Source organism: Arthrobacter sp. A5 (genome assembly GCF_051131705.1).
In the GTDB taxonomy this organism is placed as follows: domain Bacteria; phylum Actinomycetota; class Actinomycetes; order Actinomycetales; family Micrococcaceae; genus Arthrobacter_M.
This window is the reverse complement of record NZ_CP180316.1, coordinates 4,145,352-4,165,488: the sequence shown is the minus strand read 5'-3', so window position 1 is coordinate 4,165,488 and position 20,137 is coordinate 4,145,352. Positions and strand designations below refer to the sequence as shown.

General features: G+C 65.1%; 15 protein-coding genes and 1 pseudogene. 8 read left to right on the top strand and 8 right to left on the bottom strand.

All coding sequences use genetic code 11. From position 1 onward, the window contains the following. Window positions 1–1,617, bottom strand: a complete 1,617-nt coding sequence (gene aceB / locus ACLLJI_RS19800; RefSeq protein WP_283560082.1) for a malate synthase A — start codon at window positions 1,615–1,617, stop codon at window positions 1–3. Beyond that, window positions 1,614–3,020: an NAD(P)-dependent malic enzyme gene (locus tag ACLLJI_RS19795; protein ID WP_434615986.1), complete on the bottom strand. Its 1,407-nt coding sequence runs from the start codon at window positions 3,018–3,020 to the stop codon at window positions 1,614–1,616. The genes aceB and ACLLJI_RS19795 overlap by 4 nt, the downstream gene beginning before the upstream one ends. Window positions 3,021–3,230: 210 nt before the next feature. Between ACLLJI_RS19795 and ACLLJI_RS19790 the strand changes: the two genes are divergently transcribed. Then, the gene (locus ACLLJI_RS19790; protein WP_283560080.1) at window positions 3,231–3,998 is read left to right on the top strand and encodes an IclR family transcriptional regulator; all 768 of its coding nucleotides are present in this window, start codon (window positions 3,231–3,233) and stop codon (window positions 3,996–3,998) included. Between the two features lie 219 nt (window positions 3,999–4,217). Here the strand turns inward: ACLLJI_RS19790 and ACLLJI_RS19785 are convergent. From ACLLJI_RS19785 to ACLLJI_RS19775, 3 genes and pseudogenes are all read right to left on the bottom strand, one after another. Further along, window positions 4,218–5,530, bottom strand: a pseudogene (locus tag ACLLJI_RS19785) (APC family permease). 109 nt (window positions 5,531–5,639) lie between these two features. Beyond that, window positions 5,640–6,680 carry an agmatine deiminase family protein gene (locus tag ACLLJI_RS19780; RefSeq protein WP_434615982.1) on the bottom strand — a complete coding sequence of 347 codons (1,041 nt, stop codon included), beginning with the start codon at window positions 6,678–6,680 and terminating at the stop codon, window positions 5,640–5,642. Beyond that, window positions 6,677–7,672, bottom strand: a complete 996-nt coding sequence (locus tag ACLLJI_RS19775; RefSeq protein ID WP_434615979.1) for a nitrilase-related carbon-nitrogen hydrolase — start codon at window positions 7,670–7,672, stop codon at window positions 6,677–6,679. The genes ACLLJI_RS19780 and ACLLJI_RS19775 overlap by 4 nt, the downstream gene beginning before the upstream one ends. Window positions 7,673–7,845: 173 nt before the next feature. On the opposite strand from ACLLJI_RS19775, the gene ACLLJI_RS19770 reads away from it, so the two are divergent. From ACLLJI_RS19770 to ACLLJI_RS19745, 6 genes are all read left to right on the top strand, one after another. After that, entirely contained in the window at window positions 7,846–8,478 is a 633-nt protein-coding gene (locus ACLLJI_RS19770; RefSeq protein WP_434615976.1) for a TetR/AcrR family transcriptional regulator C-terminal domain-containing protein, read from the top strand. Between the two features lie 235 nt (window positions 8,479–8,713). Continuing rightward, a complete protein-coding gene (locus ACLLJI_RS19765; protein WP_283560075.1) occupies window positions 8,714–9,199 on the top strand; it encodes a nucleoside deaminase in 486 nt (161 codons plus the stop codon). Between the two features lie 15 nt (window positions 9,200–9,214). Next, complete coding sequence (locus ACLLJI_RS19760; RefSeq protein ID WP_434615973.1) at window positions 9,215–10,714, top strand: NCS2 family permease; 1,500 nt, start codon at window positions 9,215–9,217, stop codon at window positions 10,712–10,714. 163 nt (window positions 10,715–10,877) lie between these two features. Continuing rightward, the gene (locus ACLLJI_RS19755; protein WP_434615970.1) at window positions 10,878–12,107 is read left to right on the top strand and encodes an XdhC family protein; all 1,230 of its coding nucleotides are present in this window, start codon (window positions 10,878–10,880) and stop codon (window positions 12,105–12,107) included. A 25-nt stretch (window positions 12,108–12,132) separates the two neighbouring features. Next, window positions 12,133–13,182 (top strand): FAD binding domain-containing protein, encoded by a 1,050-nt coding sequence (locus tag ACLLJI_RS19750; RefSeq protein WP_434615967.1) that lies wholly within the window; start codon window positions 12,133–12,135, stop codon window positions 13,180–13,182. 3 nt (window positions 13,183–13,185) lie between these two features. Beyond that, window positions 13,186–16,026: a molybdopterin-dependent oxidoreductase gene (locus ACLLJI_RS19745; RefSeq protein ID WP_434615964.1), complete on the top strand. Its 2,841-nt coding sequence runs from the start codon at window positions 13,186–13,188 to the stop codon at window positions 16,024–16,026. Here the strand turns inward: ACLLJI_RS19745 and nboR are convergent. From nboR to ACLLJI_RS19730, 3 genes are all read right to left on the bottom strand, one after another. Then, complete coding sequence (nboR, locus tag ACLLJI_RS19740; protein WP_434615962.1) at window positions 15,946–16,641, bottom strand: nicotine blue oxidoreductase; 696 nt, start codon at window positions 16,639–16,641, stop codon at window positions 15,946–15,948. The two genes, ACLLJI_RS19745 and nboR, sit on opposite strands and share 81 nt — an antisense overlap. A gap of 92 nt (window positions 16,642–16,733) precedes the next feature. Then, window positions 16,734–17,960: a M20 metallopeptidase family protein gene (locus tag ACLLJI_RS19735; protein ID WP_434615959.1), complete on the bottom strand. Its 1,227-nt coding sequence runs from the start codon at window positions 17,958–17,960 to the stop codon at window positions 16,734–16,736. A gap of 220 nt (window positions 17,961–18,180) precedes the next feature. After that, window positions 18,181–18,885, bottom strand: coding sequence for a GntR family transcriptional regulator (locus ACLLJI_RS19730; protein ID WP_434615956.1), 705 nt, complete (start codon window positions 18,883–18,885; stop codon window positions 18,181–18,183). A 189-nt stretch (window positions 18,886–19,074) separates the two neighbouring features. Between ACLLJI_RS19730 and ACLLJI_RS19725 the strand changes: the two genes are divergently transcribed. Further along, window positions 19,075–20,136 carry a Rieske 2Fe-2S domain-containing protein gene (locus tag ACLLJI_RS19725; protein ID WP_434615953.1) on the top strand — a complete coding sequence of 354 codons (1,062 nt, stop codon included), beginning with the start codon at window positions 19,075–19,077 and terminating at the stop codon, window positions 20,134–20,136. The last annotated feature ends 1 nt before the right edge of the window (window position 20,137 follow it).

The window sequence follows — 20,137 nt, the reverse complement described above, 5'->3', positions numbered from 1 at the left end:
CTAGCCCACCAGTTCGTAGGCGGGAGTGGTCAGGAAGTCCGTGTACTCCTCGGAGAGGCAGATATCGGCGATGAGTTCGCTGGCGGGCTTGTAGTACTTCTCGAAGGATTCTTCGCCCACCTCGCCGCGCAGCTTCTCCGTTTCCTCGGCCAGGATCCGCGTGACGAGCTCGCGGGTGGCGGTGTTGCCGGTGTCCGTGAGGGTGACCTCATTGCGGATCTGCTGCCACACCTGTGAGCGGGAAATCTCCGCCGTGGCGGCGTCCTCCATCAGGTTGTGGATGGCCACCGCGCCGTTGCCGGAGATCCAGACGGCGGTGTAGGCCACCGCTACATACAGGTTCGCCCGCATTCCGGCCTCGGTGACCTCGCCCGGCGCGGAGGCCACGTCCAGGAGCTGATCCGCGGTGACGGAGACCTCCGGGCGCTGCTTGTCCAGCTGGTTCGGGCGGTCTCCGAGGACGGCGTCGAATACCTCCTGGCAGATGGGAACCAGGTCCGGGTGCGCTACCCAGGAGCCGTCAAAGCCGTCATTGGCCTCGCGGGTTTTGTCCGCACGGACCTTCGCGAAGGCCTGCTCGGTGACCTCGGGCTCGCGCCGGTTCGGAATGACGGCTGCCATCCCACCCATCGCGAACGCGGCGCGTGCGTGGCAGGTCTTGACCAACAGCTCCGTGTAGGCGCGCATGAACGGGGCCGTCATGGCCACGGATGCGCGGTCCGGGAGAATGAACGCCTCGCCGGCGTCGCGGAAGTATTTGATCATGCTGAAAAGGTAGTCCCAACGGCCAGCGTTGAGGCCGGAGGCGTGGTCGCGCAGCTCGAAGAGGATCTCATCCATTTCGAACGCGGCCGGGATGGTCTCGATCAGGACCGTGGCGCGGATGCTGCCCTGCGGCACGCCCAGGTAGTCCTGCGCGAAGACGAAGACCTCGTTCCACAGCCTGGCCTCCAGATGGCTTTCCATCTTCGGCAGGTAGTAATACGGACCGGCGCCGTTAGCCAGCAGCAGCTTGGCGGTATGAAAGAACAGCAGACCAAAGTCCACCAGCGCGGCCACGGCCGGTTCGCCGTCGACCAGCACATGCCGTTCGTCCATGTGCCAGCCGCGCGGGCGGGCGATCACGGTGGCAAGAGGTGCGTCGGTGCGCAGCCGGTATTCTTTGCCCTCCGGCGAGGTGTAGCTCAGTGTCCCGGCGGCGGCGTCGCGCAGGTTCAGCACTGCGTCGATCACGTTCGGCCAGGTGGGGGTGCTGGCATCCTCCAGGTCGGCCAGCCAGACCTTGGCGCCTGAATTGAGCGCGTTGATCGCCATTTTGGCCGGGGACGCGGGTCCGGTCATTTCAACCCGGCGGTCCTGCAGCGCCGCCGGCGCGGCGGCAACCTTCCAGTCGCCGGCGCGGACATCGGCGGTTTCGGGCAGGAAATCCAGCCGGCCGGTCCGGGCCACCTGCTCGCGCTTGGCGGCACGGTCGTTCAGGCGCTTCCGGCGCGTCGGGGCGAAGCGGCGGTTCAGTTCCTCGATGAACGCCAGTGCCTCGGGAGTGAGGATCTCCTCGGCCCGGTCGATCGGGTTCGCATCGGAAAGGGTCAGGGCGGGTGTGGATGCGGAGGTCATGAAACTTGTCCCTTCTCAGTGGTGTGTCCGGCAGCGGCGGCTACGGCTGATGCCACGTCGCCGGCAACGTGCTGGTCGAAAACGCTCGGCACAATGAAGCTGGCGTTCAGCTCATCATCGCCCACACGGTTGGCAATTGCAGTGGCGGCGGCAACCAGCATTTCCGGCGTGATGTCGGCAACGCCGGCATCGAGCAGCCCGCGGAAGAATCCGGGAAAGGCAAGTACATTGTTGATCTGGTTGGGGAAGTCGCTGCGCCCGGTGGCTACGACGGCGGCGTACTTGGACGCGATGGCCGGATCCACCTCAGGGGTGGGGTTTGCCATCGCGAAGACGATGGACTTCTCCGCCATGCTGGCCACCTGCTCCTCGCCCAAGACATTCGGGCCGCTGACGCCGATGAACACGTCCGCGCCGGCGACGGCCTCGTGCAGGGTGCCGGTGAAGTTGTCCGGGTTGGTATTCTCGGCCAGCCAGGTGCGGTGCGCATCGGTGTAGGTTTCTGTGCGGTTGATGGCGCCGTTGCGCCCGCAGGCGACGATATTGTTGGCGCCCTCGGCGATCAGCAGCTGGATGATGGCATTGCCCGCGGCACCGACGCCGGCCACCACGAACTTCACGTCGCCGATCTTCTTGTCCACCACGCGCAGAGCGTTGGTCAGCGCGGCCAGGGTGACAATGGCAGTGCCGTGCTGGTCATCGTGGAAGACCGGGATATCGAGTTCATCGCGCAGCCGCTTTTCGATTTCGAAGCAGCGCGGGGCAGCGATGTCCTCGAGGTTGACGCCGCCGTAAACGGGGGCCAGCGCCTTGACGATCATGATGATCTCTTCGGTGTCCTGCGTGTCCAGGCAGACCGGCCACGCGTCAACGTTGGCGAACTGCTTGAACAGCGCGGCCTTGCCTTCCATCACCGGCAGCGCCGCGGCGGGGCCGATATTGCCCAGGCCAAGGACGGCGGAGCCATCGGTGACGACGGCAATCGTGTTGCGCTTGATGGTCAGGTTGCGGGCCGCGCTGGGATCTTCAGCAATTGCCATGCAGACGCGGGCGACGCCGGGCGTGTAGGCACGGGACAGATCGTCCCGGTTGCGCAGGGCTACCTTGGGGACGACCTCGAGCTTGCCGCCCAGGTGCATCAAAAAGGTGCGGTCAGAGACCTTGCGGACGGTGACGCCGTCGAGCGCGTCCAACGCATCTTTGACGCGGACGGCGTGCGCATCGTCGGTAGTGTTGCAGGTGACGTCCACCACCAGACGCTCGTGGTGGGATTCGGTGACATCCAGCGCAGTGACGGCTGCGCCCGCGGCGGCAACCGCGGCGGCCAGCTCGCTGGTGGCGGTGAAGCTGGACGGCGCTTCAACGCGCAGGGTGATCGAATTTCCGGGGCTGGGACTCGCCATTGAATTTCCTCCTGGTGCCGGTCGGGCCGGCGTCGTCTGCGATAGAAATCTTTTCGTATTATGGATATTATTATCTATCTTGCGGAAACACAATCCCTTTGGCACTTCAAGGCCGGGCGCGTCCGACGGTGCGGTATCTTGGGACTACGAGGGGCGGATATTTCGCGATGCGGATAAATAATGTCGCATGACTTACGGGAGACGATGGAAATGGCTGTAAAACCTGCCGGCGGCGTGCAGTCCGTGGAGCGTGTCTTCGAATTGCTGGAGCTCGTCACCGATGCCGGCGGCGAGGTGACGCTGTCCGAGCTGGCCGGTTCCACCGATCTGCCGCTGCCCACGATCCACAGGCTGCTGCGTACGCTGGTCAAACTGGGCTACGCCCGGCAGCTGCCGAACCGGCGTTATGCGCTCGGTCCGCGGCTGATCCGGCTCGGCGACGGCGCCAGTAAGCAGCTCGGCGCGCTGGTCCGGCCGCAGCTGGTGTCGCTCGTCCAAAAGCTGGGCGAGACGTCCAATATGGCGATGCTCGACGGCGACATGGTGGTCTACATCGCGCAGGTGCCGTCCGCGCACTCGATGCGGATGTTCACCGAGGTGGGGCGCCGCGTGCACACCCACGATTCCGGCGTGGGCAAGGCGATTCTGGCCCAGCTCGACGACGACGTGGTGCGCGGCATCGTCGGCCGCGCAGGCATGCCCACCCCCACGGACCGGAGCATCGGTGACGTCGAGGAGCTGCTGGCGGATCTGCAGCGGATCCGTGAGCGCGGCTATTCCATCGATGACAACGAGCAGGAAATCGGCGTCCGCTGCTTCGCCGTGGCGATTCCCGGCGCCCCCACGCCCACGGCCGTTTCCGTGTCCGGACCGGTCTCCCGGGTGGACGAAGGGTTTGCGGACCGGGCGATTCCGCTGCTGCACGCTGCCGCCCGGATCATCGGCGACGACCTGGACCAGGCCAGCCGCGCGTCCTAGCCTGCTGAGCCACCGCCCCGCCCGCGCTGCACCCGCGTGCCTCGGGGCCGAGCCATGACTGTGATCGCGCCGATGACGGGGCGTAGCCGCGACAACGATGCTGGCCAACATCGTCATCGCGGTTACGCCCCGTCATCGCGGCTACGCCCCGTCATCAGTGGTGGCGGCCAGACCGCCGAGTAGGGGTGGTCAGTTCTCGATCTTTAATTCTCGATGCCGTCACGCAAGCTCGACTTCCGATTCGCGTTGCGGCGTCCCGTCGGCCTCATCGAATGCCACTTCCGGCGTCGGCCGACGGAATCCTTGAGTGATCCACAGTAGGTAGACGACGCCGATCAGGGTCCACACGACACCTACGGTCATGGCCAGCGGATCTAGATTGGCCCACAGGTACGCATTGATCAGGAACCCAATCGCCGGCGCCATGATCCACCCGAGCGTCGAGCCATCGAAATGGACGCCCTTGCGGCGGATGTGGAACGCGATCACCGACAAATTCACGAAGGCGAACGCCGTGAACGCGCCGAAATTAATCAGGGACGTCGCGGAGTTGAGGTCCAGCATCAGCGCGGTCAAGGCGATCACCGCGATGGCGAGAATGTTCAGTACAGGTGTTCCAAATCGCGGATGCACGTAGCCGAAGAAACGCTTGAACAGGATCCCGTCCCGGCCCATCGCGTACAGCAGGCGGGACGCGCTCGTCTGTGAGGCGAGGCCCGAGGACAGCACGGAGAAGGTTGCTCCGACCAGGAAGATCGTCTGGAAGATAATGCCGCCAATGAAGAGGGCAATGTGCGGGGACGCGCTCTCCGTATCCGTGGTGATTTGTTCCAAAGACGCCAAATCCGGGACGAGGGTCTGCAGGAAGTAGGTGACCGTGATGAAGAACAGGGCACCGAGTGCTGCGACCCACATGATCGCGCGCGGCATGTTCTTCTTGGGTTCGACGGTCTCCTCGGACAGTGTCGTGACAGCATCGAAGCCCAGGAAGGCCAGGGCAAGCACGGAGGCGCCGCCGATCAGGCTGGCCGTGTCCATATCCATCGCGTAGAAGGGGGCGAGGGAGAACTGCAGGGCGTTGTCCGACAGAATCGCCTTGATGGTGAGGGCAACGAACACGACGGCGACGACTGCCTGGAACACGACCATGATCATGTTGGCGGAAGCGCTGATCTTCACGCCCACGATGTTGAGTACGGTGACGACGACGATGAGGCCGACGATCCAGACCCAGCCGGGGACGTCGGGGAACTCGGCGGAGAGATAGATCTTGGCCAACAAGGCATTGATCATCGGCAGGAACAGGTAGTCCAGCAGCGCAGCCCAGCCGACGAGGAAGCCCACTCCGGATTGATGGTCTTGCGGGTGTAGGTGTACGCCGACCCGGCAGACGGGTAGATCCGAACCATCTTGGCATAGCTGAATGCGGTGAAGATGACGGCGATCGTGACGATGATGTACGACGCCGGGACGTGCCCGTTGGTCGCCTCGGTCACGATGCCAAAGGTATCGAACACCGCAAAGGGTGACATATAGGCAAGGCCGATGAAGACTACATGTCGCAGCTTCAGCCGGCGCTGCAGTGTTCCGTGTTGCGGTGACATTTTGTCGCCTTTCTGATGTGCGTGGTCGCCGAATGCGTCAGCGCGGGGTATCAATGTGTAGTGCGGGTTGTTGTTGCGTTATGCAATGGATTCCGCCTCCGCGTGCAAACAGCGGTCGGGCGTCGACGGTGACGACCCGTCGGCCTGGGTAACATGCGCGGAGAATTTCCACCGCGGTTTGGTCCGCAACATCGTCGAAACGGCAGGCGATGACGCCACCATTGACCACAAGATGGTTGACGTAGCTGTAGTCGACGAATCCTTCCTCGTCCTGCAATGTCGCCGGCGCGGGAAGCTCCACGATTCGCCACGGGTTCCCCTCTGCGTCCGCCGTGGTGGCGAGATGGTCGATGATGTCCTGGCAGATCGTGAAGTCCGGGTGTTCCGGGTCCGCTTGCCGGTGCACCAGCAGGACGCCTGGGGAGGGAATGGTCGCGACGATGTCGACATGGCCGCGGGTGCCGAAGGTATCGGCGTCGCGAGTGAGCCCGCGCGGCAGCCAGATCACGTTGCTGGCCCCGAGGGTTCGTGCCAGTTCGGCCTCGATGTCCGATTTGCCCGCGCCCGGGTTGCGGAACGGATCAAGCTGGACGGTCTCAGTGACCAGCACGGTGCCCCGGCCGTCAACATGGATGGCGCCGCCCTCGTTGACCAGCTTGGAGGCTACCGGCACGGCCCTGGCTGCGGCCGTCACCTGGGCTCCGATCGTGGCGTCTTTGTCCCACGTGGCCCAGCTCTGCTGGCCCCAACCGTTGAAGACCCAGTCGACGGCGCCGAGCCGGCTGCCGCCGTCGTCGACCACGAAGGTCGGCCCGATGTCCCGCATCCAAGCATCGTTCAGCGGCGCTTCAACGATGTCTATATCAGCCGAGAGGTACTGCCGGGCGACAGCCGCGGCGCTCGGGTCAACCATCACAGTGACCGGCTCGAACTCGGCCGCGGCGTGGGCCACGGCGGCCCACGTTGAGCGCGCTTCGTGAGCTTGGGCTGCCGTCCCGCCCAGTGTGTAGCCGTCCACCGGGAAGGCCATCCAGATTCGTTCCTGCGGCTCGGTCTCCGCCGGCATCCGCCAACTCATGCCCGCACCTGATAGTCCATGTGGGTGGTCTGCGGCTGCAGTCCATTGATGGTGTTATTGACCGGATCGGTCAAGCGGCCGTAGGTGTCCGGGCGGCGGGTGGCGAGGAAGGGAAAGAGATCCAGCCAGTCCTTGCGCTGGTCCAGATCCAGGTCCGCCACCAGGACCGCGGATTGGTTCCGCGGCGCCTGGACGAGGATCCGGCCATAAGGGTCGGAGATAAACGAAGAGCCGTAAAAGGTCACCGCCCCCTCGTCGCCGTACCGGTTCGGTGCCACCATGAACAGGCCATTGGCGATTCCGTTGCCGACGATCACCTGCTGCCAGAGCGGTTGCGTGTCGAAGCCGGGATGGGCCGGCTCGGAGCCGATCGCTGTCGGGTAGACGAGCAGTTCCGCTCCGTCGAGTGAGTAGAGGCGGGCCACTTCGGGGAACCACTCATCCCAGCAGGTGGGCATGCCCAACCGGACATCGACGAGGTCCTCGATGTTGTAGACCGGGTAGGGCTGGCCGGCGTCGCCGCCGCGGAAATACTTGTCTTCGTAGTAGCCCTCGGTGACCGGGATGTGCAGTTTCCGGGTGCGGCCGACGAGCTCGCCGGCAGGGGAGACCAGGATGGAGGTGTTGAGACCCAGTCCGTCACCGGTCTCGGCCCTTTCGTACAGGGACGCGTGCACATGTACACCGTGGGCACGTGCCGCTTCGGCTGCGAAGGTAAAGGTGGGCCCGGAGGGCAAATCCTCCGCCGTCGTGCCGGGGGCCGACGTCGGCACGGTGTCGGCCGGGTAGCGGGACAAGGTGAGTTCCGGAAGAAAAACGATGCCGGCGTCGTGCCCGGCGGCACGGGCGATGCCCTGGTTGAGTTCGGCACGCAGCGCAGCGGCGTCAGCTAGCCAGCGGTGCTGCACGAGGCCGACCCGCAAAGGACGGCGGCGGGGTGCATCGACGCGGGCGAACGATGTCGGGGGTTCAAATGTGGTTATTTCAAGCATGCTTGGCTCCTGACGGGAGTGGCCACAATGAGAGTTGGCTCACGTAAAACGAATATCATTCGTTTTGTTATGGGGGCAGCGGCGAATGGATGCAAGAGCCTGTTCCGGGAATTGATAGATTCGAAGGTAGGCATCCATCCCGGCAACTATCTGCCATCTATTCAAGGAGCACCATGGCTCGCCCGTTGACGCCACTGTTATCCGTGGAGAGAATCGCGAAGAGCGCTCTGGCACTGGTTGACCACAGCGGGGAGTTCACCATCCCCGGCCTCGCCGCAAAGTTGGGCGTCCGGCCGTCCTCGCTGTACAACCACGTGTCCGGCCGGGCCGAGATCGTGGAACTCATGCGCGGATTGGCCTCCGACCACATTCACCTGCCGCACCACGGCTCCGACTGGTACGCCACAGTTACCGAGATCTGCCGGCAGTATCGCAACAGCTATGCACGCCACCCACGGTTGATTCCGCTGCTGACCGCTTACCCGGTCTCCCACCCAGCCACCACCCGGATGTACAACCTGCTGGCGGAGGTGCTGACCGACGCCGGTTTTGATCCGGTGGAAGTGCTGAAGGCGATTACCACGCTGGACAGCTTCGTGCTCGGCTCGGCGCTCGACGTTGCCGCCCCTGAAGTGGTATGGACGCCGGGGGGTCAGGCCGGACCCGCCTTGGCCGCCGCCCTGGCGACGCCGCCGCCGAGCACCCAGCAGCGCGCGGATGAAGCTTTCGACTATGGGCTGCGCATCGTGATGAATGGGCTGGCCCAGCAGCTGGACGCGATTCAGAGGCGGACCGCCCACCACTGACGTCGCCGTCAAAATATTTCGTCTGTCGAGAAAAAAGTTTCAAAGAAAGTATGGTGCCAGTCACAATTTGCTGTTAGTGTCGTCTTCAGCCACAGGCGGGCATACCTTCAGCGGAATGCTATCTACCGGGTAACTGAACCTTCATACTCACTGAAGCTGCCGGGCCGCTCTGGACTCGCCGTTACACCGCGTACCATCTGCGCGGCCGGGCTGCTTCTGACGCAAGGAAGTCGCCATGAAATCTGCAGCTGAGCTCGAAACCTATCTGGTCCAGGCCATTGACCTCGCCACCCGGAACGTCCACAACAACGGCGGCCCGTTCGGCGCCGTCGTCGTCACCGCCGAAGGCCGGGCGTTCGAAGGACTCAACCGGGTCACGGCCACCAATGACCCCACCGCACACGCGGAAGTCACCGCCATCCGGGCGGCTTGTGCGGGATCCGGCACCTTTGATCTGACCGGAGCCACCCTTTACACCAGCTGCGAGCCATGCCCCATGTGCCTGGCTTCGGCGCTTTGGGCGCGCATTGACCAGGTCATCTTCGCGGCCGACCGGCACGATGCGGCGCGGGCCGGCTTCGATGACGCCGTCTTCTACGACTATTTCGAAACGCCGGTGGAACTGCGGTCGATGCCGGTGCGCCGGTTGACCCCGGAGGAAACGAGCCCGCTGGCGCCGTTCAAAGCATGGCTGGCCAGCGACACCCGGATCGATTACTAGGCGCCGGCGATCTCCATGACACTTCTGACGAAAACAAGCGAAGAGCAGAATCCCGCCTCAGCCACAGGCAAGGGCCGCGTGCGCGCGTTTCCCCGGCTGGACCGCTTCTTCCAGGTCGCCGAGCGCGGCTCAACCATTGCCAGGGAAATGCGCGGCGGGCTGGTCACCTTCTTCACGATGGCCTACATCGTCATCCTCAATCCGCTGATTTTGGGCGGCCTCAATGCGTCGACCGCGCCGGTGGATGTGGCCGGCGGCTGGTTGCCGGCGGCGCAGGTCGGCGCCGTCACTGGTCTGACGGCCGGGGTCATGACGATCCTGTTCGGCATCGTGGCGAACCTGCCGTTCGGACTGGCGGCAGGCCTGGGCATCAATTCCTTCCTTGCTGTCTCCGTCATCGGCGAGGTGACCTGGCCGGAAGCCATGGGACTGGTGGTGATTAACGGCGTCCTGATCGTGCTGTTCGGCATCACGGGCGCGCGGACGGCCATTTTCCGGGCGGTGCCGCGCGAACTTAAAGCCGCCATCACCGTGGGCATCGGTCTGTTCATCGCCTTCATTGGATTTGTCGATTCCGGCTTTGTCCGGCCAACTAAGGGCGGGCCGCCCGTTCAGTTGGGCGACGGCGGCTCCATCACCTCGGTGCCGACCCTGGTCTTTGTCGGCGCCCTGCTGCTGATCGGGATCCTGCTGGCGCGCAAGGTTCAGGGCGGTCTGCTGATCGGCATCATCGTGAGCACCATCGCCGCCGTCGTCATCGAGGCGGTCTTCCGGATCGGTTCGTCCGGACCGTCCAACGCGGGCGGCTGGCATCTGAACAAGCCGGAGCTCTCCGGAACGCTCGTATCCGTGCCGGACTTCGGGCTGCTGGGACACTTCGATCTCTTCGGAGCCTTCGGCCGGCTGGGGGCGCTCGCGGCCACCATGCTCGTCTTCACCCTGGTTTTCACGAACTTCTTCGATGCGATGGGAACGATGACGGGACTGGCCAAGAGTGCCGGACTGGCGGACAAGCGCGGGACTTTCCCCCGGCTGAAGTCCGCGTTCATCGTCGAGGGGATCGGCGCCGTCGCCGGCGGAATGACCAGCGGATCATCGAACACGGTCTATGTGGATTCCGCCGCCGGGATTGGCGAGGGCGCCCGCACGGGACTGGCCTCGGTGGTCACGGGCCTGTTGTTCCTGGGCTCTATGTTCCTGACACCGCTCACCGCGGTGGTGCCCATAGAGGTTGCCGCAGCGGCGCTGGTGGCGGTTGGTGCCATGATGGTGGCCCAGATCCGGGAGATTAACTTCAAGAAGTTCTCGGTGGCCCTGCCGGTCTTTCTGACGATTGTCACCATGCCGCTGACCTACTCGATTGCTAACGGAATCGGCGTGGGGTTCATCAGCTGGGTGGTGGTCCGGGGTGCTTCGGGCAAGGGGAAAAAGATCCATCCGCTGATGTGGGTGGTTGCGGCCGGTTTCCTGGTCTATTTTGCCCGTGGGCCGATCGCTGCCTGGATGGGCGGCTAGGACGTAGGCGCTGCGCGGTTCGGGGGGTCCCTCCCGGAGCGGCGCCGCGTGCCTGCCCCTACCCGACCAGATGTGCGACCCAAAGACTATGTCCAGGCCCGCGGCCCACACGCCAAACCGGGATTCAAGGCCGCACCACCCGCGGAGGAGGAATAATACAGTCATGTTGGATCTTCTGGATTCGCTGCTGGCACTGCTGGCAGAGTCCGGCGACGGCCGCCCGTACGCCGTCGCCACCATCGTGGGAGCAACGGGTTCGGTGCCGCGGGCGCTCGGGACGTCCATGCTGGTGAGCCCGGACGGTGCGCTGACGGGCAGTCTCTCGAGCGGCTGCATCGAAGGCGCCGTCGTCGAGGCCGCCTTCGAAGCGATTGCCAGCGGTGAGTCGAGCCGGCGGCATTTCGGTTACACCGACTCCGACGCGCTCGCCGTCGGGCTGACCTGCGGAGGCAGTCTCGAGGTGCTGGTTCAGCCGGTCTCCACGGGAGAACGGACTCCCGCGGCGCCGATGTTGACGGCCGGCGCGTTGGCGGCATTAGCCGGGCGCAGCCCGATGGCGGCGGCCGCGCTGATCCGGCGCATCGACGCAGGCGGTGGCGGCGTCGTCGTCGTTTCCGAACCGCAGAACGTGCAGCCGGAGTCCATCATCACCGGGTTGACCGCCATGCTGGGAGAGTCGGTTGCGGTGCAAACGGCCGCCGCGCAACTGATACCGCTGCTGCGCGCGGGTTGGACCGGGCAGCTCCGGCTGACCACCGACTCGGCCGATTGTTGCGGCGAGCCGCTCACGTTGTTCGTTGAATCCCGGCTCAGTGCGCCACGGTTCCTGCTGTTTGGAGCCAATGATTTCGGTGCCGCGCTGTTGCCGGTCGCGCAGCTGCTCGGTTACCGCGTGACGCTCTGCGACGCACGCCCGGCCTTCTCCGGGCAGCCCCGCTTCGACCGCGCGGACGAGGTGGTCACCAGCTGGCCGGACCGCTACCTGCGGACGGAGGCCGCGGCGGGCCGGGTGGATGGACGCAGCGTGATCTGCGTGCTCACCCACGACCCTAAATTCGAAATCCCGCTGCTCACGGCGGCGCTGGACCTTGACGTTGCCTATCTGGGGGCCATGGGATCGCGGCGCAGCCATGCTCAGCGGACCGAGGCGCTGCTCGACGCCGGAGTTCCGCCGGCGAGCCTGGACCGCCTGCATTCGCCCATCGGCCTGGACCTGGGCGCGGTGACACCGGCCGAGGTGGCCGTTTCCATCACCGCAGAGATTCTGGCCACCCGCGCCGGCAAGCGCAGTGTCGGCCCGTTGCGCCATGGTGCCGGTCCCATCCATGGCGCTGGCCGGGGCGATGATGGGCCGTTGCCCGCTGCTTCTGTGCATGCCACCGCGCACCACTGATTTTTCGCAACATTAGGAGCTTGGCATGGATATGAACACCATCGAATCCACCATCCACACCACGGACCCGGGGCGCTGGCGGCCGGGCGACGCGTGGCTGGCCGGCGGGACAGTGCTGTTTTCCTACGGGAGCAGCGTGCTGCGCCGGTTGCTGGACATCAGCGCCGCAGGCTGGACGCCCGTTACCGTTACGGCAGACGGCCTTGAGCTGGCCGCTACCTGCACCATCGCCGAGCTGTATGCACTACTGGAAACGGCGGAAACGGCGGAAGTGTCAGGGCAGCCAAATTTGCCGGCGACGTGGCCCGGGCTTGACTTGGTGCGCCCGTGCTGCGACGCCTTTGTGGCCTCCTTCAAAATCTGGAACATGTCCACGGTGGGCGGGAATCTGTGCACCGCGCTGCCGGCCGGACCCATGACGTCGCTGACCGCAGCCTTGGACGGGACCGCCAGAATCTGGACGGTCGACGGCAGCACGCGCGCCGTGGCGGTCGAAGAGCTGGTGGTCGGAGACGGCGTGACGTCGCTGGCGCCCGGTGAACTGCTGCGCAGCATTACCCTGCCGGCCGCCGCCCTGCGCGCGCAGACGGCATTCCGCCGGCTGTCGCTGTCCAACCTGGGGCGGTCGGGCGTGCTGCTGATCGGCCGGCGCGACGACGACGGCAGCTTCGTGCTGACGGTCACGGCCGCGACAAAGCGCCCGGTCAAGCTGCGCTTTGCGCCGTCGTCGACCGGCCTGACCGACGGCGGTGGAATGCGCGACGGCGGCCAAGTGGGCAGGGACAGTGGCGGCGGAATGCGCGACGGCGGTGGCGTGCCTACCGCTGACGGGCTGCGGGCTGCGCTGGACGCGGCGATTCCGCAGTCGCTCTATCACGATGACATCCACGGTCTGCCCGCGTGGCGCCGCGATATGACCTATCGGCTGGCGGAGGAAATCCGCGCCGAGCTTCTCCCTCCCGGAAACAACCTTGACGGAATCACCTCTGACGGAAACAGACCTGACGTAAACAGACCTGCCGGAAACAGTCCCGCCGGAAACGGCCCTGCCGGAACCCGCCAGGAAGGTGCGTAGGACATGGCGATGGACATCAACGGCTCGTCCACGGACGCCCAGCCCCGTCCCGGCCAGTGCTTGCGCACCTTTTTGCGTGAGCAGGGCAACCTGGGGGTCAAGAAGGGCTGTGACGGCGGCGACTGCGGAGCCTGCACGGTCCACGTGGACGGGAAACCGGTGCACAGCTGCATCTACCCGGCGGTCCGCGCCGACGGCCGGCAGGTCACCACCGTGGAGGGTCTGGCCACGCCGGAGGGCCTGCACCCGATGCAGGAGAATTTCCTGGCCGCCCAGGGTTTCCAGTGCGGGTTCTGCACCGCCGGAATGCTGATGACAGCGGCCACCTTTGATGAGGAACAGAAGCGGAACCTGCCCCGGAACCTCAAGGGCAACCTCTGCCGCTGCACCGGCTACCGCGCCATCGAGGATGCGGTCCGCGGGGTCTGTCATGTCGGCGGGGACCGCCAGCAGGCCGGCGACAACGTGGCCGCCCCCGCCGGTCTGGGCGTGGTGACCGGGGCAGCGCGGTACGCGCTGGATGTTCCGGCGGGGGAGCTCCCGGACCTACTGCATCTGAAGGTGCTGCGCTCGCCGCACGCGCACGCCCGCATTCTTTCCATTGATGCCGCGGGCGCGCTGGGGGTGCCCGGTGTTCAGGCGGTTTTCACCCACGAGGACGCCCCCGCCCAGCGCTTCTCCACCGCCCAGCACGAGGGCTATCTGGATGATCCGGATGATACCCGGGTGCTCGACGACGTGGTCCGCTTCATCGGCCAGCGCGTCGCCGCGGTGGTGGCGGACAGCGTCGGCGCGGCCGAAGAGGGAGTGCGCAGGCTCCGCGTTGACTACCAGGTGCTGCCGGCGGTGTTCGATCCGGTGGCGGCCATGAGGCCGGGGGCGCCGGTGATCCACGGGGAAAAGGATCCGCTGGAGTGCCGCATTTCGCGCCCCGAACACAACGTGGTGGCGGAACTGCACAGCGAGCTGGGGGATGTGGAGGCCGGGCTTGCTGTTGCAGACTTTGTCCACGAAAACACCTACCGGACCCAGCGCGTGCAGCACGCTGCCCTGGAAACTCACGCCGCCATTGCGTATTTCGACGCCGCCGACCGGCTGGTGCTGCGCACCTCAACGCAGGTGCCCTTCCTGACCCGGCGGGCACTCTGCCGCGTCTTCGGCCTGCCGCCGGAAAAGGTCCGGGTGATCTGCGAACGGGTGGGCGGCGGATTCGGCGGTAAACAGGAAATGCTCACCGAGGACATCGTGGCGCTCGCTGCGCTGAAGCTGAAACGCCCCGTGCAGCTGGAATTCACGCGCGAAGAACAATTCACCGCGGCCACCACCCGGCACCCCTTCCGGATCCATGTCCGGGCCGGCGCGCGCCGCGACGGAACGCTGACCGCGCTGTCCTTCGACGTTGTCACCAACACAGGTGCCTACGGCAACCACGCCCCCGGCGTAATGTTCCACGGCTGCGGTGAATCCATTGCCATTTACCGCTGCGCCAACAAGAAGGTGGACGCCCACGCCGTCTACACGAACACCGTTCCGGCCGGTGCCTTCCGCGGTTATGGTTTGAGCCAGATGATCTTCGCCGTCGAATCCGCAATGGATGAGCTGGCGGCGGGCATCGGGATGGACCCGATGGAGTTCCGCCGGCGCAACATCATCGCCAAGGGGGACGTGATGTTGTCCACCCAGCCGGAGCCGGAGGAGGATGTGATCCTGCTGCCGGGCAGCTACGGGCTGGACCAGTGCATTGCACTGACCGCGGACGCGTTGGCGCGCGGCCGCGAACGGGAGCGGGCGGCCGGCGTTGATGATCCCGGGCCGGGGTGGCTGGTCGGCGAAGGGTCCGCGGTGTCCATGATCGACACGGTGCCGCCGCGCGGCCATTTTGCCGAGGCCACGGTGGCGCTGCTGCCGGACGGTCGTTACCAGGCAAGCGTGGGCACAGCGGAGTTCGGTAACGGCACGACGACGGTGCACGCCCAGTTGGTGGCCACCGCGCTGGGGACCACGGCGGACCGGGTCCTGGTCCGGCAGTCCGATACCGACGTCGTCGGTCATGACAGCGGGGCGTTCGGTTCCACCGGCACCGTGGTGGCGGGCAAGGCATCGCTGGCTGCGGCGGAGGAACTCGCCTGCACACTGCTGAAGTCCGCCGCCGTTATCAGCGGCGCGGACGTGTCGGACTGCCGGCTGGACTCCGGCTCGGTCGGTTGCGCCGGCGTCCGCATCCCGCTGGAGGAGCTGTACCGGCACGCCGAGGCCGCCGGAACGCCGCTGCTGGCGCAGGGACGTTGGGGTGGCAGCCCGCGGTCCGTGGCCTTCAATGTGCACGGTTTCCGGGTGGCGGTGAATTCAGGCACGGGCGAGCTGCGGATCGTGCAAAGCGTCCAGGCGGCCGACGCCGGTGTGGTGGTGAATCCGATGCAGTGCCGCGGCCAGGTGGAGGGCGGCATTGCGCAGGCTATGGGTGCGGCGCTCTACGAGGACGTGGTGGTTGGCGCGGAAGGGGCGGTGGAGACGAAAATTTTTCGGCAGTATCACCTGCCCACGTTCGCGGATGTGCCGCGCAGCGAGGTCTATTTTGCCAAAACCTCGGACGAGTTGGGTCCGCTCGGAGCGAAGTCCATGAGTGAGAGCCCGTTCAACCCGGTGGCGCCAGCGCTGGCGAACGCGATCCGGAACGCCACCGGGGTCAGGTTCACCGAGCTGCCGCTGGCGCGGGACAGGATCTATCTGGGACTGCGGGACGCTGGCTTGGCGGACGTTGGCTCAGCCCAGCAGATGCAGGCCCTCGACGGTGTCAACGTCGGCACCGTCGGACTGGTCAGAGCAGTCGATCAGATCCACTAGCCCTGGGTTGGTCCGCAGGAAAGTACGGGCGCCAGAGTCTCCGGACGCTACAGCAGCCGCCTGCCGGGCCAGAGATGAATCGAAAAGGACCGGATGCCCGCGCTGCAGGACCGCTGCGCTGTAGGAGGACGCACTGTCCGGGGATGCGCCGTGAGAGGACGGGCTGTCGCGGGAAGCACTGTTGGCGGGCGCGCTTTCGGGGAAGACGCTTTCGGGGGAGGGGATGTACCCGGCGGCGGTCACCCTTCCGCCCCGGTGCGCCTCCAGCAGCCGGGTCACCGTCGCAGCGGTGAGTGCGGGCTGATCCACGAGCGCCACCAGCACGTGGTTCCCGGGATGGGCAGCGCCGATGCCCAGCCGGAACGAGGTGCTCATGCCCTCCGCCCAGCGCGGGTTCTCGAGGATCCGGTAGGACCGCAGATCGGTGCGGGACCGGACCAGCTGAGCATCCGCGCCCAGTACGACGACGACGTCCCGGCAGCCGCCCGCGCGGAGCACGCCGGCCAGATGCTCAACCAGCGTTGTTCCCCGGAACGCAAGCAGGGCCTTCGGGCCCCGGCCCAACCGGCGGCCGGCACCCGCGGCCAGCAGGACCGCCGTCGTCGTCCCGGTCACTCCCTGCTGACCTGCGCATCTGAAGCTTGCGCTGTTCCGGAGTCCGCTGTCCCCGCCCATGCCATAGCGCTAATCTATCCCCACCCGGGGACTCAGGCAGAATAGTCCGCCCGCTGGAAGGCCAGTTCGGCCAGGACAGCCGCGGCTTTCGGCAAGAGAGAGTCATCGAAGGCAGCGCGGGGAGAATGGTTCATAGCTGCCTTCAGGGGTTCCTCCTCGAGAGTTGCGCCGAGCAGCACATAGGCGCCGGGAACTTCGTGCAGTACGTGTGAGAAATCCTCCGAACCCGTCATCGGCACATCCAATTCGCGGAAGCTGCCGGTTCCGAAGGTTTTGGTGATGATGTCCGCCAAGTATTGGTGTTCCTGCGGCGCGTTGACGGTGACAGGGTAGTCCGGTGTCTGCACGAGCTCCACCGTCATGCCATGGGCATCCGCAATGCCGCGGCACAGGCGCTGGACATCGGCAACGATCCTGTCCCGGTTCTCCGACGAGAAGACCCGCAGCGTCAGATCAAAACTTGCCGTGTCGGGAATGATATTCCCCAGAGTACCTGCCGCTATCCGCCCGACGGTGGCCACCACCGGATCGAATACGTCGAAACCGCGCGTCACCAGGGTCTGCATGGCGAGCACCATTTCGCAGGCTACGGGCACCGGATCCTTGGCCAGATGTGGCTGCGACCCGTGTCCGCCCTCGCCTCTGACGGTGACATAAAATTCTTCACAGCCAGCCATGAGCGTGCCCGGACGGGAGTAGAAAACTCCATTGTCGAACTTGCCGGAAAAGACATGGAGCCCGAACGCGGCCTCGACCTGCCGGCCCGCTGCGTCCAGGACGCCGTCTTCAACCATGAAGCGTGCGCCGTTGTAATCTTCTTCACCCGGCTGGAACATGAAAACCACGTCGCCGCAGAGATCCTCCCGTCGCTGGTGCAGCACACGGACGGCGCCGTAGAGGGCGGCCACATGCATATCGTGCCCGCAGGCGTGCATGGCTCCGGGAATTTCGGAGCTAAAATCCAGGCCGGTCTCTTCGCTGACCGGAAGCGCGTCCATGTCCCCCCGCAGTAAAACCACGGGGCCGGCGGTGCCGTCTTCCCTGAGCCGTCCGCCGCGCAGCACGGCAGTGACGGCACTTTGCCGGTGGCCCAGGGTAATCTCCAAGCCGTCAAGGTCCTCCAGCCGGTCAAGCAGCAGCCGCTGTGTCAGCGGCAGGTTGAGGCCGATTTCCGGGATGCGGTGGAGGGCCCGGCGGAAATCGATGATCTCATCTCGGAGGGCGTCCGCGTCATGCTGAAGTGAAGGCACTGTGACCATTTTCTATCGGGCGGGGATTGAGCGTTTGAATACACAGTATTCGGTGTCTGTCCTCAAATCAACAGATTATTCGATGAGGAATTCTCCCGGCCCGGGACTTGGCGGCGTTGACTCGGTGGTCCTACTCGGTTGCGGCAAAGACGCCCGTCAGGAACGGCGGCCGGACGAGCCGGATGAGCCGGGTCTGCTGGATGAGCCGGGTCTAGCGGATGAGCCGGGTCTAGCTTCCGCCAGCCTCGGGCTCGAAGGTCTTCTGTGGTTCCTGCGGCTGTGACTGCGATTCCGCCCGGTTCGGGTCGCTGACATCATGGCACCGGCTCAGCACCTCGACGGCGGCCACCGGATCATTGTCCCTTAGCGCCTGCAGTATGCCGCGGTGGTCATGCACGACTTTTGCTAGATAGTTTGCGCCCTGGCGGTAGGTGAGGGTGATCCGTTTTTGGACGGGGTGGTTCCAAATGGAGGTGAGCACATTGACTAGGAAGTCATTGCCGGAGGGCTCCATCAGGGCTATATGGAAGGCCCGGCCGAGGCGGAAGATTTCCAGGCTGTCCGCCGGATCAATGATCGCGGTTTCCTCAACGAGGCTGTTCATGCGGATCAGTTGCTGCGGGGTGTAGACACCGCAGGCCCGCCGGACGGCCAGCGTTTCAAGGGCATAGCGGACTTCGAAGACATTGGCGATCTCACGGTCGTCGAGCTGATTGACAATGTACCCTCTGCCCGGCACCAGTGTGGTCAGGTTTTCCAACGTTAGCTGTGTCAATGCGTCCCGGACAGGAGTGCGGGAGACGCTGTACTGGGCCGCGACCTGTTCCTGGATCAGGGCCGTGCCGGCGGGGAGCACCCCACTTACGATGTCGCCGCTGATGTGTTCGTAGACCCGCACCGCCAGGGGTCTTACGTCTCTAGGTTGCGCGGCCAAGGCATTCCTCCGCTTTCTGTTCGTTCGACTCTGGCATCTTGGCGTGGCTTCAGGTTTTCCCCGCCACCGACCTGGAAAACTCTCCCCATCGCCTCGGAGCGACGAATTAAGGTAAGCGTAACAAAAAACCCTTGACCCCCGACTGTGACCTCGAATACATTGTATACACCGTCAGTCAGGAGACTTGAAATGTATGTATTAAATACTTGGTACGTGGCTGCGTGGTCCAACGAAGTGACCCGCAAACCGGTACGTCGCGTCATTTGCGAGCAGCCGATCGTGCTCTTCCGTAGGCAGGACAATGCAGCAGTCGCGTTGGCCGACCGCTGTGCTCACCGGGCGTTCCCGCTCTCGGCCGGGCGAACCATCGGAGATTCGGTGGAGTGCGGATACCACGGTTTCACCTACGGTGCCGACGGAGTGTGCACCAAGGTGCCGGGACAGACCACGGTTCCGGAGCGTGCACGAGTGCGGAAATACCCCGTCGTTGAAAAAGACGGGTGGATCTGGGTCTGGACCGGAGACGCGGAATTGGCCGATCCGGCCGATGTGCCGGACACGCATTGGATGGTCGACCCCGAGTGGGCTACCGTCACGCACTCCTACCATTTCAAGTGCCGTGCCTCCCTGATCCACGATAACCTGCTGGATCTGACCCACGAATCCTTCTTGCACAAGACAACTGTGGGCGATGACTACATTTACGAGCACGGCATAACGGTTGAGGTGGAAGGCAACGTGGTCAGTGTGGACCGGCTGATGCCGTCCGTCGCTGCGCCGCCGCTGTACGCCGAGACGATGGACGCCCGGGGGCTGTTCGACCGCTTCCACTGCACCGAGTTCTTCGTGCCCAATATGCATGTACTGCACTCGGGTATCACCGGTGTGGGCCGCCCGCGCGAAGAGGGGTACCTGATCAAGGTACTCAACGGTATAACCCCCATTGACGAACACAATGCCTGGTACTACTACGCCTTCAGCCGCAACTTCGCCGTAGACAATGAACAGGCCACCGAGGAACTGCGCGTCGGGCTGGGCACGGTATTGGACGAAGATGCCGAGGCGCTTGAGGCGCAGGAGATCGGTATGCAGACGCGCCCCGACGGCGAACATGACGTCCTCATCGCCCAGGACGGCGGCGTGGCCAAGGCCCGGCGCATCTTCAATGCTCTTCTCAAGAAAGAGCATCAGGCCCGGCCACAGGTCCAGGAGGCGGCACGACTGGAGCCTGCTGCCGCCAGGAACGGGTAGG

Bases quoted from the DNA above. Each gene is read 5' to 3' on its own strand.
- ACLLJI_RS19750 (WP_434615967.1), top strand. From the start codon at position 12,133: ATGGATATGAACACCATCGAATCCACCATCCACACCACGGACCCGGGG.
- ACLLJI_RS19790 (WP_283560080.1), top strand. From the start codon at position 3,231: ATGGCTGTAAAACCTGCCGGCGGCGTGCAGTCCGTGGAGCGTGTCTTC.
- ACLLJI_RS19725 (WP_434615953.1), top strand. From the start codon at position 19,075: ATGTATGTATTAAATACTTGGTACGTGGCTGCGTGGTCCAACGAAGTG.
- aceB (WP_283560082.1), bottom strand. From the start codon at position 1,617: ATGACCTCCGCATCCACACCCGCCCTGACCCTTTCCGATGCGAACCCG.
- ACLLJI_RS19795 (WP_434615986.1), bottom strand. From the start codon at position 3,020: ATGGCGAGTCCCAGCCCCGGAAATTCGATCACCCTGCGCGTTGAAGCG.
- ACLLJI_RS19735 (WP_434615959.1), bottom strand. From the start codon at position 17,960: ATGGTCACAGTGCCTTCACTTCAGCATGACGCGGACGCCCTCCGAGAT.
- ACLLJI_RS19760 (WP_434615973.1), top strand. From the start codon at position 9,215: ATGACACTTCTGACGAAAACAAGCGAAGAGCAGAATCCCGCCTCAGCC.
- ACLLJI_RS19770 (WP_434615976.1), top strand. From the start codon at position 7,846: ATGGCTCGCCCGTTGACGCCACTGTTATCCGTGGAGAGAATCGCGAAG.
- ACLLJI_RS19780 (WP_434615982.1), bottom strand. From the start codon at position 6,680: ATGAGTTGGCGGATGCCGGCGGAGACCGAGCCGCAGGAACGAATCTGG.
- ACLLJI_RS19765 (WP_283560075.1), top strand. From the start codon at position 8,714: ATGAAATCTGCAGCTGAGCTCGAAACCTATCTGGTCCAGGCCATTGAC.
- ACLLJI_RS19755 (WP_434615970.1), top strand. From the start codon at position 10,878: ATGTTGGATCTTCTGGATTCGCTGCTGGCACTGCTGGCAGAGTCCGGC.
- ACLLJI_RS19745 (WP_434615964.1), top strand. From the start codon at position 13,186: ATGGCGATGGACATCAACGGCTCGTCCACGGACGCCCAGCCCCGTCCC.
- ACLLJI_RS19775 (WP_434615979.1), bottom strand. From the start codon at position 7,672: ATGCTTGAAATAACCACATTTGAACCCCCGACATCGTTCGCCCGCGTC.